Below are 16513 nucleotides of genomic sequence, written 5' to 3'. Positions count from 1 at the left end.
GCGCTCAACGCTTTCATGGCGGAGGCCTTTCCCCAATCGGAACCCGGCTCGCGCGGTCATGTCGTGTCGGCCGCGCCGGGACATGTCCGTGCGCGGCTCGATCCCACCGACAAGGCGCTGCGCCCCGGAGGGCTGATCTCGGGGCCGACGCAGATGGGTTTTGCCGACATGGCCGCCTATGCGCTCGTCCTCGCGCATATAGGCCCGGTCGCGATGGCAGTGACCAGCGCGCTCAACTACCAGTTTCTGCGCCCGTGCCGCCCGGGCCCGCTGTTCGCCGATGCGCATCTGTTGCGGCTCGGCAAGCGGCTCGCGGTGATGGATATCCGCATCTGGACCGACGACGCCGACAAGCCGGTGGGTCAAGCCAACGTGACCTACGCGATTCCCTGACAGGATGGCGCCGGACCTGCTAGGTGTCCGGCATGAGCAACAAAGCACGCCGCCGCGCCACCGGTCTGCGCCAGTTTCTCGATCTCGACGAGCAGCAGGGCTGGAGCGAGGGCAAGGCCGATCTGGGCGATGCCGATGCGCGTTCGGAGTCGCTCGAACAACGGTTCAAATATGCCGCGCGGGTCGAAAAGCTGCTGCGGCGCCCGCAGGCGCAGGAGGTTCTGGACATCCTCGGACTCTATGGTGCGACCTGCATCCCGATGCCGCGCCGGACCGAGCGCGAATATTGGTCGGTTTCGTGTCTTCCGTCGACATCGGACAAGCCCTTGATCCGCGTCAATGCGAGCTGGATGGAGTTGTTCACCCTCTATGCGGACGGCGAAGGCATCCGGTCGCGCTTCATCGTCCACCTGTCGGATTTCACCGATGACGGCTCGGTGATGCAGGACCATCTCGACGAGGCGTTTCTGGAGGGGGCCGTCGCGGCGCCCGAGGATGTGAGCCATTATTTTCCGCGTGGGGCCGATATATTCATCGTCAATGTGCGCGGCGCCGCATCGACCCGCCGCTTCATGGGCTCCGATCGGGTGCTGCGTGCGATCCGGAGGTTCAATCTGACGCACATGAACCGGGGCCGGAACGCGTATCAGGCGAGTCATTGCTATGGCATCGCCGATTATATGATCGGCGATTGAGGTCGATTTCGGCCGATCTCAGCCTTCTCCTTCTCCGTCATCCCGGATCAAGTCCGGGATGACGAAGGTAGGTTGGGCCAAAAAGCCCCCGGTCAAAACTGGATCATGATCCGCCGGGCAAGTGCCGGCGATATGCTGTTCACGAACTGAAGCAGCTTCACCATGCCGGCGTTGACCTCGCGCTTTCCGGTGCGGATGCCGTGGACGATCTCGGCCGCGCAATCATGCGCGCTCATCTTCTTGCCCGCACGCGCGGCGGTCATATTGGTTTCGACGACCGGCGGCAGCGCCTCGATGACGCGGACGTTGCTGTCCTTGAGCAGGTGGCGGATCGCCTGCGTATAGCTGCGGAGGCCTGCTTTGGTCGCGCAATAGATCGAACCGCCCGCGCGCGGCGCGATGGCGAGACCCGAGGTGACGTTGACGATGGCGGCTTCGGGTTGCGCGCGCAGGGTGGGTAACAGCCGCGTACAAAGCGCCACCGGCGCGTCGAGATTGGTGCGGATGCAGGCTTCGGCGCTGGCCAGCGAGGCCGGGTCATCGAGTTCATATTCGCTGCCGACCCCGGCGTTGTTGACGAGCAGCGCGAGCGGCCTGCCCGCGACGCCATCGACAACCGCATCGACCCCGGCGGGCGTCGACAGGTCGCCGGCGATCGTTCCGAAGCCCAGCGCCGCCATCGCCTGCAATTTTTCCGCCGAGCGCCCGGTGACGATCACCTGCGCGCCGGCGGCCTGCAATTGCAGCGCGATTTCGCGCCCGATCCCGTCGCTGCCGCCCGTTACGAGCGCCAGCTTGCCGCGAACATCCATAAGACCCCTCCTATGTCGTTTTACCTCCGACACTATGGCGAGGCGGATCGCCTTCGCCTACATGCAAAATCATGGTTCGCCCGAATGCTCCCGACCGATTCAACGAAGAGAAAGCGACCTATGTCGTTCGCGGCGGCGGCGAGGACGGCGACAAGCCCGACCTTGAGCGCGGCGCCGAGGCGATCCGTAGCGTCGTGCGCAAATTGCCGGTGCGCCCGGGCGTCTATCGCATGCTCGATGCGCGCGGCGACGTGCTCTATGTCGGCAAGGCGCGGGCGCTGAAAAACCGCGTCACCAATTACACGCAGGTCGCCAAGCTGCCGCAGCGGTTGCAGCGCATGGTGTCGCAGACGCGCGCGATGGAGATCATCACGACGACGAGCGAGGCCGAGGCGTTGCTGCTCGAGGCGCAGCTGATCAAGCGCTATCGCCCGCCGTACAATGTGCTGCTGCGCGACGACAAAAGCTTTCCGTTCATCCTCCTGCGCATGGATCACGACTTCCCGCGCGTGCAGAAGCATCGCGGCGCGCGGCGCGCCAAGGGGCGCTATTATGGACCGTTTGCGAGCGCGGGGTCGGTGGCGCGGACGCTCAATGCGCTGCAGAAGACCTTCCTGCTGCGCAGTTGCACCGACAGTTTCTTCGCCAACCGCTCGCGGCCGTGCCTGCTGTACCAGATCCGCCGCTGTTCGGCGCCGTGCGTCGATCGCATCTCGAAGGAGGATTATGCCGGGCTGGTGAGCGACGCGCAGGATTTCCTCGAAGGCCGCTCGACCGCGGTCCAGAAGCGGCTCGGCGACGCCATGACCCAAGCGGCGGAGGCGATGGATTATGAGCAGGCGGCGGTGCTGCGCGACCGACTGAAGTCGCTGACCTTCATTCAGGGCAGCCAGTCGGTCCACGCCGATGGCCTCGGCGATGCCGATGTGTTTGCGCTGGCGGCGAAGGGCGGGCAGCTTTGCATCGCGGGCTTTTTCATCCGCGGCGGGCAGAATTGGGGGCATCGCAGCTTCTTCCCCGCGCATGTGGCCGGGGTGCCCGAAGAAGAGGTGCTCGAAAGCTTCCTGATGCAGTTTTACGAAGGCGTGCCGCCGCCGAAGTTGATCCTTGTCGACCGCGAACCCGCCGAATGCGCATTGCTCGCCGAGGCGCTGGGTGAAGTGGCGGAGCGCAAGATCGAGATCAGCGTGCCGCAGCGCGGCAACCGTCGTCGCCTGCTCGAACAGGCGGTGCGCAACGCGGGCGAGGAGCTTGACCGGCGCTTGGCCGAAAGCAGCTCGCAGGCCAAGCTGGGCCGCGAACTCGCCGATCTGTTCGATCTCGACGACCCCCCGCAGCGCATCGAAATCTACGACAACAGCCATATCCAGGGCACCAATGCCTTGGGCGCGATGGTCGTCGCCGGGCCCGAGGGCTGGATCAAGGGCGCGTACCGCAAGTTCAATATCAAGCGCGCCGAGACGCAACCGGGCGACGATTTCGCGATGATGCGCGAAGTGTTCCAGCGCCGCTTTGCGCGTGCGATCGAGGAAGACCCCGAGCGGACGAAGGGCGAATGGCCCGATCTGGTGCTGATCGACGGCGGCAAGGGGCAGGTATCGGCGGTGTCGGCGGTATTTGCCGAACTGGGGATCGACGATCTGCCCTATGTCGGAGTCGCCAAGGGGCCCGACCGCAATGCCGGGCGCGAGACCTTCTACCACCCCGACGGGCGCGAATTCACCCTGCCGCCGAACAATGCGGTGCTATTCTATATCCAGCGGCTGCGCGACGAAGCGCATCGCTTTGCGATCGGCGCGCACCGCCAGAAACGCGCCAAGGCGATGGGTTCGTCGCCGCTCGACGAGGTCCCGGGGATCGGCCCGTCGCGCAAGAAGGCGCTGCTGATGCATTTCGGTACTGGCCGCGCGGTGCGCAATGCGAGCCTCGAAGATCTGCGCAAGGCGCCGGGGGTCAGTGCGGCGGTCGCGCAGGCGGTCTATGATTTCTATCATCCGGGAAGCTGAGAGAGGGAGGCCTATGGATTTCGCGGCGATGATGCCGCTGGCGGGAACGCTGGGGGTGATGATCCACGAGGGCAGCAAGGAGCGCGTCGCCGGCAAGCTGCTGGTGCAGCCCGAAATCTGCACTGCGGGCAATATCGTCCATGGCGGCGCGATCATGGCCTTTGCCGACTGCCTCGGCGCGGTCGGTGCCTTCCTGACCCTGCCCGAGGGCGCGAGCGGCACGACGACGATCGAGAGCAAGACCAATTTCCTTGGCGCCGGGCCGGTGGGCGCGATGCTGGTCGGCGAAGCCACCCCGGTTAAAATCGGCAAGCGCGTGTCAGTATGGCAGACCCGGATTCGCACCGAAGAGGGCGCCGAGGTCGCGCTGGTGACGCAAACGCAGATGGTGCTTTGGCCAGCCTGACCGCCGAAGCCATCGTTTGCGCGGTGCGCACGCATGGCGAGCATGGCGCGATCGTGCGGGCGCTGACCGCCGAGGCGGGGCTGGTCGCGGGCTATGTACGCGGCGGACGGTCGCGGCGGGTGCGGCCGATTCTGGTGCCCGGCAACCTCGTCGCGCTCGAATTGCGCGCGCGGACCGAGGAGCAACTGGCCGGGGCGACAGCAGAGCTGCTTGCGAGCCGGGCGCCGCTGCTCGCCGAACCGCTGGCGGCCGCGGCGATCGACTGGCTGACCAGCGTGACCGCGGCGATCCTTCCCGAAAGCCAGCCCTATCCGGCGCTTTACGCCGCATTGTCGGCGGTGCTCGACGCGATCGGTGTTGCGCCGTCGGCGCGGCAATGGGCGGCGGCGCTGGCGCGATACGAACTGCTGCTGCTCGCCGAACTCGGTTTCGGGCTCAATCTCGACGAATGCGTCGTAACCGGTGCGTCGGATGACCTGGCGTTCGTCAGTCCGAAATCGGGCGGCGCGGTCAGCGCCGGTGCGGCTGCCGGTTATGAGGAACGACTGCTGCGCCTGCCGGCCTTTCTGCGCGGCGCCGATGCGGCTCCTTCGCTCGGCGATGTCCTCGACGGGCTGCGTATCACCGGGGCCTTTATCGACCGCGATTTGCTCGAAGGCCGCAACCGCGACCTGCTTGCCGTAAGGGCACGTTTGATCGACCGTCTCAACAGGGCGGTTGCGTGACTCGCCGCCGCTCCCTAAGCGGCTGGCGAGATACGAAAGGGCGAAGCGTTGAAGATCCTGTTGCTGGCCGGGGACGGCATTGGTCCGGAAATCATGGCGGAGGCCGAGAAGGTGCTTGCGGCGCTTACGCTGCCGGTGACGCTCGACCGCGCGCTGGTCGGCGGTGCGGCCTATGCAGCGACCGGCCATCCGCTGCCGCCCGAAACGCTCGCCAAGGCCAAGGCGGCCGACGGCATTCTATTCGGCGCGGTCGGCGATCCGCGTTTCGACAATGTCGAGCGTCATCTGCGCCCCGAACAGGCGATCCTCGGTCTCCGCTCCGAACTCGGGCTGTTCGCCAATCTTCGCCCGGCGAAGCTGTTTGCCGGTCTGGAAGACAGCTCGGCGCTGCGTCCCGAGGTTGCCTCGGCGATCGACCTGCTGATCGTCCGCGAACTCAACGGCGACGTCTATTTCGGCGAAAAGGGCACGCGCAAAACGGCGAGCGGCGAGCGCGAAGGCTATGACATCATGTCGTATAGCGAGAGCGAGGTGCGGCGCATCGCCCATGTCGCCTTCCGCGCCGCGCAGGGCCGGGCGAAGCGGCTTTGCTCGGTCGACAAGGCCAACGTCCTCGAAACCTCGCAACTGTGGCGCGACGTGGTGATCGAGGTTGCGGCAGACTATCCCGATGTGGCGCTGAGCCATATGTATGTGGACAATGCCGCGATGCAGCTGGTCCGCAATCCGGGCCAGTTCGACGTCGTCGTCACCGGCAATCTGTTCGGCGACATCTTGTCCGATCAGGCGTCGATGTGCGTCGGATCGATCGGCTTGCTCGCTTCGGCTTCGCTCAGCGAGGGCAAGCAGGGGCTGTATGAGCCGATCCACGGCAGCGCGCCCGACATTGCCGGCAAGGGCATCGCCAATCCGCTGGCGATGATCCTGTCGCTGGCGATGCTGCTCCGCCATTCGGGCGGCGACGAAGCGAGTGCGGCGCGGATCGAGGCGGCGGTGGCAAAGGTCCTCGCCGACGGCTGCCGCGGCGCCGATCTCGGCGGTACCATGGGCACGGCAGCGCTGGGTGATGCGGTCGTGACAGCTTTGAACGGGTGACGAGATGAAGAAGACGACGGGTTTCGATCGCAACAAGACGAAGAGCTGGCGTCCGGCCACGCAGGCGGTGCGCGGCGGGACGTGGCGCAGCGAGCATGGCGAGACGTCGGAAGCGCTCTTCCTGAGCTCCGGCTTTACTTACGAAAGTGCCGAAGAGGTCGCGGCGCGCTTTGCCGGCGAAGCGCAGGGCATGACCTATTCGCGGTTGCAGAACCCGACCGTCGCGATGCTCGAGGAACGTATCGCGCTGATGGAAGGCGCCGAAGCGTGCCGCGCGCAGGCGACGGGCATGGCGGCGATGACGACCGCCCTGCTGTGTCAGCTTTCGGCGGGCGACCATATCGTCGCAGCGAAGGCGGCGTTCGGCTCGTGCCGCTGGCTTGTCGACCATCTTTGCCCGCGCTTCGGGATCGAGACGACCGTCATCGACGGGCGCGACAATGACGCCTGGGAAAAGGCGATCCGGCCCAACACCAAGGTCTTCTTCTTCGAAACCCCGGCGAACCCGACGATGGATATCGTCGACATGAGGCATGTGTGCGGCCTTGCGAAGGCGCATGGCATCACCAGCGTCGTCGACAATGCCTTTGCGACCGCGGTGCTCCAGCGTCCGATGGATTTCGGCGCCGATGTCGTCGCCTATTCGGCAACCAAGCTGATGGACGGGCAGGGGCGGGTGCTCGCCGGCGCGGTATGCGGCAGCGAAAAGTTCATCAACGACGTGCTGCTGCCGTTCCAGCGCAACACCGGGCCGAACCTGTCGCCGTTCAATGCGTGGGTAGTGCTGAAGGGGCTCGAAACGCTTGATCTGCGGGCCCGGCGCCAGTCCGAGAATGCGCTCGCGGTCGGGAAAGCGATCGAAGGCCGTGTCGCACGCATCCTCCATCCGGGGCTGGCCAGCCATCCGCAGCACAATCTGGCGAAAAGCCAGATGGAAGCTTGCGGGCCGATCTTCTCCTTCATCCTCGACGGTGGCCGCGAGCAGGCGATGGCGTTCCTTAACGCGCTCGAACTCGTCGACATCAGCAACAATATCGGCGATTCGCGCAGCCTTTGCTGCCATCCTGCGTCGACCACCCATTATGGCGTCAGCGCCGAAGCGCGCGCCGACATGGGGGTCGTCGAAGGCATGCTGCGGATCAATATCGGGCTCGAGGATCCGCGCGACGTCATCGCCGATCTGGAGCAGGCATTGACCAAGGTCGGGCTTTAGGCGACTTTGGCGCGGTGATGATCGACTCCTTCTTTCCCTTTGCGGCGACCACCGGGTCGATCACCGTCCGCGTGTCGGTCAGCTACCTGCCCGAACAGTCGCACCCGGCGCTGGGGCGCTGGTTCTGGGCCTATCATGTCCGGGTCGAAAATCACGGCGATGTGGCGGTGCAGCTGTTGACGCGGCACTGGCGGATCAGCGACGGGCGCGGCCAGATCAGCGAAGTTGAGGGCGAAGGCGTCGTCGGCGAGCAGCCGCTGATCGGCCCCGGCGGCGCGTTCGACTATGTATCGGGCTGTCCGCTGCCGACACCCGAAGGATCGATGGTGGGAAGCTATATGATGGAAATGGGTGACGGTTCGGAAATGCTGGTCGCCATTCCGCATTTCCCGCTCGTGGCGCCTGCGACCGCGTCATGAAGCGTACCCACTTGCCGCTCAACGCGCTTCGCGTTTTCGATGCCGCTGCCCGGCACCTGAGCTTCACGCGTGCTGCCGACGAACTGGCGGTGACGCCTGCTGCGGTCGGCCAGCAGATTCGCGCGCTCGAGGATATGCTGGGCGTCGTGCTGTTCCGGCGGACCCCGAAAGGGCTGGAGCTGACGGGAGAAGCGAACGCCGGGCTCGATGCGCTGCGCCAGGGCTTTTTGCAGTTCGAGGAATCGGTGCGCGCGATGCAGGCTGGGCAATCGTCGCAGTCGCTGACGATCGCCGCGCCGCGCGACCTGACCGCCAAGTGGCTGGCGCCGCGGCTGGCGCGTTACAGCCAGCAGGCGCCCGACGTGCGCTTTACTTTGGTGTCGGCGGACACGGGAATCGACTTTACCGAAGCGAACCTCGACCTCGCGATTTTCTGGACCGACGGTGCGGGCGACCATGAGGGCGTGCAACTGGCCGACGCGATGATGGTGACGGTTGCAGGGCCCGGCAGCGGTAGCGACACGCGCATCGCGTGGCCGGGCTGTCCTGTCGACGACGGCGAACCGGCGCTGCGGCTCGGCGATGCCGGGCTGGCGATCGATGCGGCGGCGAACGGGCTCGGACAGGCAAATGTGCCGGCGATGCTCGCCGAAGCGGACATCGCCGCGGGCCGGGTGCGGCTGGTGCAGGAACCCTTTGCGGTCAAGCGCGGCTATTGGCTGGTTGCGCCGACGCCGCAATGGCGGCAGGCGAAGGTGAAGGCGCTGGTGGCGGCTTTGACCGCGTAAAGTCCGTCGCCCCCGCGAAGGCGGGGGCCCGCTGGCAGCCATATTCTACAGCGCTGCGTAAACCGACGGCGGCCCCCGCCTTCGCGGGGGCGACGATTGCTATTTCGCGGCGAGCGCCAGCAGCCGCGTGACGAGGCCAACCATTTTGTCGGCGTCGAGGTTGGCCTTCGGATCGTTCCAGCTCGTCGTCACGACGAACCATTTGCCGTCGGCCTTGCGCTCGCCGAGCAGGCTCATCGACAGCACGCCATTTTCCGAGCCGCCCTTGTAACCGAGATAGCGCCACGGTTCGCTGGCGGCCGGGCCGACGCCATTGTTGATGGCGAGCACCGACATCAGCGTCGTCGAACGCCGCGCCCGCAGCGCGATAAATGCCCGTGCGATGTCGTTCGGGTTGGCGAACCATTCGAGGCTGTCGATGAAACGCGGGCCTTCGATGAAGCTGACTCCGTCGACGTTGGCCAGAACCAGTCGACCGCGGTTCGCCTCGATCAGTTTGCGCTGCGCCTTGTCGTCGCCAGCGATAAAAGCGGGGCGGATATCGGCGAAATTATTGCCTTTGAGGGCGAAGGCTTCGACCGTGGTCAGGAAGGGGGTGTTGCGCGACGGATCGCTATGCCCGGCGGCGCGCATCCGCGCCTCGATGCGTTCGCGACCGAGAAGGTGGATCAGCGTGTCGGTCGCACCATTGTCGCTGACCGAGATCATCCAGTTGGCGAGCGTCTGGAGCGTGACCGGCGTGTTCCGCGGCCAGTTCGCGGTACCGGCTGAGGAGAAGCTCGGGTGCGACAGCGGCGCGACATCGCTCCATTGGCGTTCGCCCGCAGCAATCTGCGCCGCGAGTTCGTCGAGCACATAGAGTTTGAAGGTCGATCCGACGGCGAATTGCTTGTCGGTATTTGCCGCAGCGAGCGGCCGGATCGACGCGCCATCGAGCTCGGCAACGAGGAAGCCGGTGGCGCCGGGTAGGGCGGCGAGTTCGGCGGCGACGCTATCATAGCTGTCGTTGGCCATCTGGAAGCCGGTGAGCCGCAGGCCGATGACGCGCTCGTCGGCATCGGCCCCGACGTCGAGGATGACGCTGCCGGTGCCCTTTTCGAAGCGCAGTTGCAGCGTCCCCGACCGGCCATCCTTCGAAATCACCTGTTCGATGGCGATGGCGCGGCCGTATTGCGCGATCAGGCCAGCGGTCATCGCCTTGAACTGGGCTTCGGGAATGGCCTGCTGGAAGGATGGGGCAAAATAGTCGGCGAAGGCGATCTTGCCATTGAAGAGGTCGACGAGTTCGCCTGCGCGCCGGTCGAATGCTGTCGTCTGGGCGCTATGCGTTTCGGGCGCTTGCGCCCCGGCGGTCTGGGGAAGTCCGCCGATGCATAGCGCCGCTGCGATCAGGGCGTGCCACCGGTTGCGCATAGAGCTCCTTCTCAAGCGTCGATCGCCGCCTCGTCGAGGCTCGCCGCATTGGCCTGGATGAACTGGAAGCGATGCTCGGGATGCTTGCCCATCAGCCGGTCGACCAGATCCTTGACGAGATGGCGTTCCTCATATTCCTGCGGCAGTGTGACGCGAAGCATCGAGCGTGTCGCCGGGTCCATTGTCGTTTCTTTCAACTGGTTGGGGTTCATTTCTCCCAAGCCCTTGAAACGGCCGACCTCGACCTTCTTGCCCTTGAACAGCGTCGCTTCGAGCTCGGCGCGATGCTCGTCGTCGCGCGCATAGGCCGAGGTGCTGCCCGCGGTCAGGCGGTAGAGCGGCGGCTGCGCCAGATAGACATGGCCGTTGCGGACGATGTCGGGCATTTCCTGAAAGAAGAAGGTCATCAGCAACGTCGCGATATGCGCGCCGTCGACGTCGGCATCGGTCATGATCACGATCTTCTCGTAGCGCAGCCGGTCGGCGTCGCAATCCTTGCGCATCCCGCAACCGAGCGCGAGCGCGAGGTCGGCGATTTCCTGATTGGCGCGGATCTTGTCGGCGCTGGCGCTGGCGACGTTGAGGATCTTGCCGCGGATCGGCAGGATCGCCTGCGTCTTGCGGTCGCGCGCCTGCTTCGCGCTGCCGCCGGCGCTGTCGCCTTCGACGATAAACAATTCCGTGCCTTCGGGGCCGTCATTCGCACAGTCTGTGAGCTTGCCGGGGAGGCGGAGCTTGCGCGCGCTCGTCGCGGTCTTGCGCTTGACCTCGCGCTCGGCCTTGCGCTTGAGCCGCTCGTCCATGCGTTCGAGGATCAGGCCGAGCAGCGCGCGGCCACGGTCCATATTATCCGACAGGAAATGGTCGAAATGGTCGCGCACCGCGTTTTCGGTGAAGCGCGCCGCTTCGGGGCTCGATAGCCGGTCCTTGGTCTGGCTCTGGAATTGCGGATCGCGAATGAACACCGACAGCATCATCTCGCCGCCGTTGAAAACATCCTCGGCGGTGATCTGCGCCGCCTTCTTCTGGCCGATGAGTTCGCCGAATGCCCGCAGGCCCTTGGTCAGCGCGGCGCGCAGCCCGGCCTCATGGGTGCCGCCGGCGGGGGTCGGGATGGTGTTGCAATACCAGCTGTATGAGCCGTCGGACCATAAAGGCCAAGCGATCGCCCATTCGGCGCGGCCCTGATCGCCGGGGAAATCCTGCCGTCCGACGAAGGGTTCGGCGGTCGCACATTCGCGGGTGCCGATCTGTTCCTTGAGGTGGTCGGCAAGCCCGCCCGGGAACTGGAACACCGCCTCGGCAGGCGTGTCGTCGCCGATCAGCTCGGGGGCGCATTTCCAGCGGATTTCGACGCCGGCGAACAGATAGGCCTTCGACCGCGCCATGCGATAGAGGCGCTGCGGCTTGAAACGGCCATGCTCGCCGAAGATTTCGGGGTCGGGAACGAAGGAAACGCTCGTGCCGCGGCGGTTGGGCGTCGGTCCGAGCTCTTCCAGCGGCGCGAGCGGCGTGCCACGCGAGAAGCGTTGGCGATAAAGCTGTTTGCCGCGCGCGACCTCGATCTCGGTATCGACCGACAACGCGTTGACGACGCTGACCCCGACGCCGTGCAGACCGCCCGACGTCGCATAAGCCTTGCCCTCGAACTTGCCGCCCGAATGGAGCATGGTCAGGATCACTTCGAGCGCCGACTTGCCCGGGAATTTCGGATGCGGGTCGACCGGCATGCCGCGGCCGTTGTCGACGATGGTCAGGCGGTTGCCGACGTCGAGCGTCACCTCGATCCGGTTCGCATGGCCCGCGACGGCCTCGTCCATGCTGTTGTCGATGACCTCGGCGGCGAGGTGGTGCAGCGCGCGTTCGTCGGTGCCGCCGATATACATGCCGGGGCGGCGGCGAACGGGCTCGAGCCCTTCGAGCACCTCGATCTGCGAGGCATTATAGCTGTCGGTCGCGGGGGCGGAGCTGTCGAACAAATCGTGACTCATATGGCTGGCTATAGGGGGCGGGAAAGGCCGCTGGCAAGCGCGGTTTTCAAGGCCTCGGGCATATCTCGCGCCGGGCTCGGTTCATCGCATTTCCGGGTTCGCGGGGAACTTTGGATTGGCGGGGAGGGTTTGGCTCCCGACTGCAAAGTCATCAAAAAGTGGAGTAATAACAATGAAATTCGCTTCTCTCCTCGCCGCTGCGGCGGTCAGCGCGCTGGCCGTTCCCGCCATGGCCCAAGACACAACGGGCGGCGGCCGCGACATCTCGCAGGACTTCAACGGACCCTATATCGCCCTTGGTGGCGGCTACACCGTCCAAGGCAACGACCGCCGCGAAACGCTGGTCTTCGACAATGATCTCGACGGCACCTATGGCGACACCGTGAACACCTCGGGTGGCGCGAATGCTTTCTCGCCCGGCTTCTGCAACGGCGCAGCGACCGGCACCGCCAATCGGGCGTGCCGCAACGACAAGGACGGTGCCGAATATTTCGCCCGCGTCGGTTATGACCGCCGCATGGGCAATTTCGTCGTCGGTGCGGTCCTCGAAGGCGGTCGCAGCGAAGCCCGCGACAGCGTATCGGGTTTTTCGACCACCCCCGCGGCCTATACCATGAGCCGTGAGGCCGACTATCAGGCGGGTGCCCGCCTACGCGCCGGCTACACGCCGGGCGGCGGCGCGCTTTTCTATGTCACCGGCGGCGGCGCCTATGCGCGGCTCGACAACAAGTTCGTGACGACCAACACCGCGAACAGCTTTGCCGACAATGGCAAGACCAACGCCTGGGGCTATTCGGCCGGCGGCGGTGCGGAGATCATGGTCACCAACAACATCGGACTTGGCCTCGAGTATCTCTACACCGACGTGAAGGATAAGGATTATACGGTGAATGTCGGCCCGGGCACCGCCCCCGCGACCAACCCCTTCCTGATCGAAGCGGGCGGCACCGATATCCAGCGCAGCGATCCGCACTTCCGGACGCACAGCATCCGGGGAACCGTGAGCTTCCGCTTCTGACCTCTTGGGAGCGGGAAGGAGGCGTCGGATCGCAAGATCCGGCGCCTTTCCTTATGCGGCGGCGGGCGCTGCGAAGATCGCGAAATTGCCGTTCGCGCTGCTGACCAGGCGGCCTTCCTGATAAAGGCGCGCGTCGACATTGGCGATGCGCTTGCCGCAGTGCAGGACCTCGGCCTCGCAGGTCAGGCGGCCTTCGCCGACGCGGACATGATAGTTGAACTTGATTTCGAGCGTCGCGCACCATTGCTCGTCGCCGAGCATGCTGGTGAGCGCACCGCCCATCGCCGTGTCGGCCAGCGAATAGGCGACGCCGCCATGCGCGGCGCCCTGCGGGCTGAAATGACGCGCCGGTTGGATATCGATCGCCATCGTACAACGCCCGTCGCCACGCTCGACCAGCTGGAAGCCGAGCAGACGCGCAAATTCGAACTCCTGCCCGAAGGGCTTCACCGGACGCGCGGTCCGCCGAACGGCGGCGGCGGGGGCGGGCGGCGCGTGCCGCGCGGCAGTTGCGCCTGATAGGCGCGGCCGCAATGCTCGACGCAATAGGGGAAGCCGGGGTTAACCGCTTCGCCGCAGAAGTGGAAATCGGGCTCGCCCGGATGCCCCATCGGCCAGCGGCAGATGCGGTCGTTGAGATCGAGCAGGCTCGTCTTGTCGGCAATCTCCGGGCTCGGCTTCGCGGGCACGAGGCGGCGCGGCGGTGCGGGCGGGATCGGCGCCTGCTGATCGCCGGGGCCCTGGCGGATGAAGCCGCCGGGGCCGATCGAGACGATGCGCGGCGCGTCGGGCTTCGGCGGCGCGTCGCCGGCGGCGGGGCTTTCCGCCACGTCGACCGCGGGCTTGGGCTCGGGCCTCGCCGGCGCCACCGGGCGCGGCGCGACAGGCGCTGCCGCACGCGGGGCAGGCGGCGGCGCTGCTGGCTTGGGCGCAGCGGGTTTGGGAGCCTTGGCGACCTTCTCGGTCGCCTTCACGGGCGAGGGCCGCGATTTGAGGCCGAGGCGATGCGCCTTGCCGATCACCGCATTGCGGCTCACACCGCCGAGTTCGTCGGCGATCTGGCTGGCCGTCAGGCCCTTTTCCCACATGCTGCGCAGGCTTTCGATGCGCTCATCGGTCCATGACATGTTCAATTCCTTATCATTCCACGCCGCGGGCCGTTCGGCGATCCGGTTCGGGGATCGGCTCCGTCACGGCCCAGCTTGCGGTAGGATCGGGGAGGCGATAGGCGAGAACGCCATGAACGACCAGCCCCAAATTTCGCACTCCGACTCGGGCGATTTCGCCGCAGTTCCGGCTTTTGCCGAACCGGGCGTCCCGCATATCCACACCCTGAACGTTCCGGGCATGCAGGCCCTATATGTCAAGGAGGTGCGGCGGTTTTTCAAGGTCCAGCTACAAACTATCTGGGCCCCGGCGATCACCACCCTTTTGTTCCTCGTGATTTTCACCGTTGCGCTGGGCGGCGCCGGGCGCACGGTCATCGGGGTGCCCTTCGCCGATTTCATCGCGCCGGGGCTGATCATGATGGCGATGCTGCAGAACAGCTTCGCCAATTCGAGCTTCTCGCTGCTCGTCGGCAAGATCCAGGGGACGATTGTCGACTATCTGATGCCGCCGCTCGCGGTCGGCGAGCTGATCATCGCGCTGATCGGCGCTGCGATCACGCGCGCGATCCTCGTCGGGCTGGCGCTGTGGCTGGCGATGCTGTTGTGGCCCGGCGTCCATGTGATCCCCGACCATTTGTGGGCGGTGGTGCTGTTCGGGGTGCTGGGTGCCGCAATGCTCGGCTTTCTCGGTCTGATTACCTCGGTCTGGGCCGAGAAGTTCGACCATGCGGCGGCGGTGACGAACTTTGTCGTCACCCCGCTCGCGCTGCTGTCCGGAACCTTTTATTCGGTCGACCGGCTGGCGCCGTGGTTCCAGTCGATCGCGCACGGCAACCCGGTTTATTATGCGATCATGGGTTTTCGCTACGGCTTCATCGGCACCGTCGATTCCACGATCGCCAACCCGGTCCTCACCGCGGCGCTGGCGCTGGTCGCGGTCAACATCGTGCTCGGCGTGCTGACCTATCGCCTGCTCGCGTCGGGCTGGAAACTGAAAGCCTGATCTGGCCGATCAGTGGCGATGGATCGCCCGGATGCGGTACCGCCCGCGTTCGAGCCCGTCGAACATCGCATCGATCTGCGGATGGTCGATCGGTCCGCCGTCGCCGTCGGCGACCAGATTCTGCTGGCTGACATAGGCGATGTAGGAGGAATCCTCGCTCTCGGCGAGCAAGTGGTAATAGGGTTGTTCCTTCGCGGGACGGATCGCCTCGGGGATCGCCTCATACCATTCGTCGCTGTTCGCGAAGACCGGATCGATGTCGAACACGACGCCGCGGAAATCGAACATGCGATGACGCACGATATCGCCCGGCGCAAAGCGTGCGCGTTCGATCAGCGGCGCGGTAACCGCTTTGGGAAGTTCAGAAGAGGATTCGGGCGTCATAGGAACAATCTATGGCGGTTTACGCCTGTTTCAAGTCCGTTAAATTCACCGGCGCTGCGGTTTGCCGAATCGGGCTGTGATCGAGGTTACAGAAGTATCGGCCGTTCAGGCTAAATGCTCCTGCGGCTTCGCATTTCCGGATGAGGTTGCGGGCCGCCATCATCAGGGGAGACGCATAATGGCCGACCTACCACCCAATAGCTCCAGCCCGGCATCGGGCATCGTCCAGCGGGCGAAGGATATCATTCTCAAGCCGAAAGAGACCTGGCCCGTCATCGCCGCGGAGCCTGCCACCACCCAGTCCATCTTTGTGCCCTATGTCGTCGTGCTCGCCGCGATCGGCCCGATCGCGCAGTTCATCGGTGGACAGGTCTTCGGATTTACCGCCTTCGGGATCACCTATCACCCGCCGATCGGAACTGCGCTGGTTTCGGCGATACTGTCCTATGGTCTGACGTTTGCGACCGTCTTCATCCTTGCGCTCGTCATCGACGGTCTGGCGCCGAATTTCGGCGGACAAAAGGATCAGGTCCAGGCGCTCAAGGTTGCTGCCTATTCGGCGACCGCGGGCTGGGTCGGCGGCGTTTTCGGGCTGCTTCCCGCGCTGGCTTTGATCGGGGCGCTGTTTGCACTGTATGGCCTCTATCTTCTCTACCTCGGCCTGCCGGTGCTGATGAAAGTGCCGCAGGAAAAGGCGCTCGGCTATACGGTGGTAGTGGTCGTCGTCGCGATCGTGCTGTTCCTGATCGTCGGGGCGGTCGTCGGCGCACTGACCGCGCCATCGCTGCTCAGTGTCAGGGGCTGACGCGCGCCAGCCGTCCCGGCAAAGTCCGGGGCGGCTGTCCGCCGCTGGTCGATTTCAAGGTAAAATGGAGGAGAGTGAGGGATTCGAACCCTCGGTACCGTTGCCGGCACTTCGCATTTCGAGTGCGACGCTTTCGACCACTCAGCCAACTCTCCTCGCTGAGGCAGACGCCCCTAGCGGCGCCCCGCGCGACTTGCAACCCTCTCGTCACAAAATCGCGGCGGGTTGCCGAATTTAG

The 16513-nt window shown here is 65.4% G+C and carries 18 protein-coding genes and 1 tRNA gene; 12 read left to right on the top strand and 7 right to left on the bottom strand.

Annotated features, from left to right (window positions below):
• Nucleotides 1–15: 15 nt before the first annotated feature.
• Nucleotides 16–393, top strand: coding sequence for a PaaI family thioesterase (locus tag LH19_RS09145; RefSeq protein ID WP_234716119.1), 378 nt, complete (start codon nucleotides 16–18; stop codon nucleotides 391–393).
• Nucleotides 394–425: 32 nt separating this feature from the next.
• The gene (locus tag LH19_RS09140; protein ID WP_054727259.1) at nucleotides 426–1088 is read left to right on the top strand and encodes a hypothetical protein; all 663 of its coding nucleotides are present in this window, start codon (nucleotides 426–428) and stop codon (nucleotides 1086–1088) included.
• Nucleotides 1089–1180: 92 nt separating this feature from the next.
• On the opposite strand, the gene LH19_RS09135 is transcribed toward LH19_RS09140, so the two are convergent.
• Nucleotides 1181–1900: an SDR family oxidoreductase gene (locus tag LH19_RS09135; protein WP_054727258.1), complete on the bottom strand. Its 720-nt coding sequence runs from the start codon at nucleotides 1898–1900 to the stop codon at nucleotides 1181–1183.
• Nucleotides 1901–1971: 71 nt separating this feature from the next.
• On the opposite strand from LH19_RS09135, the gene uvrC reads away from it, so the two are divergent.
• The 7 genes from uvrC to LH19_RS09100 are packed head-to-tail and all read left to right on the top strand — an operon-like array spanning nucleotide 1972 to nucleotide 8552.
• Entirely contained in the window at nucleotides 1972–3906 is a 1935-nt protein-coding gene (uvrC, locus tag LH19_RS09130; protein WP_054727256.1) for an excinuclease ABC subunit UvrC, read from the top strand.
• 13 nt (nucleotides 3907–3919) lie between these two features.
• Nucleotides 3920–4312: a PaaI family thioesterase gene (locus tag LH19_RS09125; protein WP_054727254.1), complete on the top strand. Its 393-nt coding sequence runs from the start codon at nucleotides 3920–3922 to the stop codon at nucleotides 4310–4312.
• Nucleotides 4300–5037 (top strand): DNA repair protein RecO, encoded by a 738-nt coding sequence (recO, locus tag LH19_RS09120; protein ID WP_054727252.1) that lies wholly within the window; start codon nucleotides 4300–4302, stop codon nucleotides 5035–5037. The genes LH19_RS09125 and recO overlap by 13 nt, the downstream gene beginning before the upstream one ends.
• A 48-nt stretch (nucleotides 5038–5085) precedes the next feature.
• Entirely contained in the window at nucleotides 5086–6132 is a 1047-nt protein-coding gene (gene leuB / locus LH19_RS09115) for a 3-isopropylmalate dehydrogenase (protein WP_054727250.1), read from the top strand.
• 4 nt (nucleotides 6133–6136) lie between these two features.
• On the top strand, nucleotides 6137–7345 hold the full coding sequence (locus LH19_RS09110) for a trans-sulfuration enzyme family protein (RefSeq protein WP_054727248.1): 1209 nt from the start codon (nucleotides 6137–6139) through the stop codon (nucleotides 7343–7345).
• Nucleotides 7346–7362: 17 nt separating this feature from the next.
• The gene (gene apaG / locus LH19_RS09105) at nucleotides 7363–7764 is read left to right on the top strand and encodes a Co2+/Mg2+ efflux protein ApaG (protein WP_054587867.1); all 402 of its coding nucleotides are present in this window, start codon (nucleotides 7363–7365) and stop codon (nucleotides 7762–7764) included.
• Complete coding sequence (locus LH19_RS09100) at nucleotides 7761–8552, top strand: LysR family transcriptional regulator (RefSeq protein ID WP_054727246.1); 792 nt, start codon at nucleotides 7761–7763, stop codon at nucleotides 8550–8552. Before apaG ends, LH19_RS09100 begins: the two co-directional genes overlap by 4 nt.
• Before the next feature lie 99 nt (nucleotides 8553–8651).
• On the opposite strand, the gene LH19_RS09095 is transcribed toward LH19_RS09100, so the two are convergent.
• Both LH19_RS09095 and parE read right to left on the bottom strand, forming a co-directional pair.
• Nucleotides 8652–9965 (bottom strand): serine hydrolase, encoded by a 1314-nt coding sequence (locus LH19_RS09095; RefSeq protein WP_054727244.1) that lies wholly within the window; start codon nucleotides 9963–9965, stop codon nucleotides 8652–8654.
• 11 nt (nucleotides 9966–9976) lie between these two features.
• The gene (gene parE / locus LH19_RS09090; RefSeq protein ID WP_054727241.1) at nucleotides 9977–11956 is read right to left on the bottom strand and encodes a DNA topoisomerase IV subunit B; all 1980 of its coding nucleotides are present in this window, start codon (nucleotides 11954–11956) and stop codon (nucleotides 9977–9979) included.
• Nucleotides 11957–12128: 172 nt separating this feature from the next.
• Here parE and LH19_RS09085 point away from each other — a divergent pair, with 172 nt between their 5' ends.
• Nucleotides 12129–12974, top strand: a complete 846-nt coding sequence (locus tag LH19_RS09085; RefSeq protein ID WP_054727239.1) for an outer membrane protein — start codon at nucleotides 12129–12131, stop codon at nucleotides 12972–12974.
• A gap of 51 nt (nucleotides 12975–13025) precedes the next feature.
• Here LH19_RS09085 and LH19_RS09080 read toward each other — a convergent pair whose 3' ends face one another.
• Together LH19_RS09080 and LH19_RS09075 are read right to left on the bottom strand one after the other, a co-directional pair.
• Nucleotides 13026–13424, bottom strand: a complete 399-nt coding sequence (locus LH19_RS09080; RefSeq protein WP_054727237.1) for a PaaI family thioesterase — start codon at nucleotides 13422–13424, stop codon at nucleotides 13026–13028.
• The gene (locus tag LH19_RS09075; RefSeq protein ID WP_054727234.1) at nucleotides 13421–14101 is read right to left on the bottom strand and encodes a GcrA family cell cycle regulator; all 681 of its coding nucleotides are present in this window, start codon (nucleotides 14099–14101) and stop codon (nucleotides 13421–13423) included. The genes LH19_RS09080 and LH19_RS09075 overlap by 4 nt, the downstream gene beginning before the upstream one ends.
• Before the next feature lie 112 nt (nucleotides 14102–14213).
• On the opposite strand from LH19_RS09075, the gene LH19_RS09070 reads away from it, so the two are divergent.
• Nucleotides 14214–15086: an ABC transporter permease gene (locus tag LH19_RS09070; RefSeq protein WP_054727232.1), complete on the top strand. Its 873-nt coding sequence runs from the start codon at nucleotides 14214–14216 to the stop codon at nucleotides 15084–15086.
• Nucleotides 15087–15095: 9 nt separating this feature from the next.
• On the opposite strand, the gene hspQ is transcribed toward LH19_RS09070, so the two are convergent.
• The gene (hspQ, locus tag LH19_RS09065; protein WP_054587860.1) at nucleotides 15096–15470 is read right to left on the bottom strand and encodes a heat shock protein HspQ; all 375 of its coding nucleotides are present in this window, start codon (nucleotides 15468–15470) and stop codon (nucleotides 15096–15098) included.
• A 178-nt stretch (nucleotides 15471–15648) separates the two neighbouring features.
• On the opposite strand from hspQ, the gene LH19_RS09060 reads away from it, so the two are divergent.
• Nucleotides 15649–16275 carry a Yip1 family protein gene (locus LH19_RS09060; RefSeq protein ID WP_054727230.1) on the top strand — a complete coding sequence of 209 codons (627 nt, stop codon included), beginning with the start codon at nucleotides 15649–15651 and terminating at the stop codon, nucleotides 16273–16275.
• A 65-nt stretch (nucleotides 16276–16340) separates the two neighbouring features.
• Here the strand turns inward: LH19_RS09060 and LH19_RS09055 are convergent.
• Nucleotides 16341–16430: transfer RNA gene (locus tag LH19_RS09055), tRNA-Ser, on the bottom strand.
• Nucleotides 16431–16513 lie beyond the last annotated feature (83 nt).

Source organism: Sphingopyxis macrogoltabida, assembly GCF_001314325.1.
GTDB lineage: Bacteria > Pseudomonadota > Alphaproteobacteria > Sphingomonadales > Sphingomonadaceae > Sphingopyxis > Sphingopyxis macrogoltabida.
The sequence above is the reverse complement of the archived record's forward strand: the minus strand, read 5'-3'. Positions and strand labels throughout refer to the sequence as shown.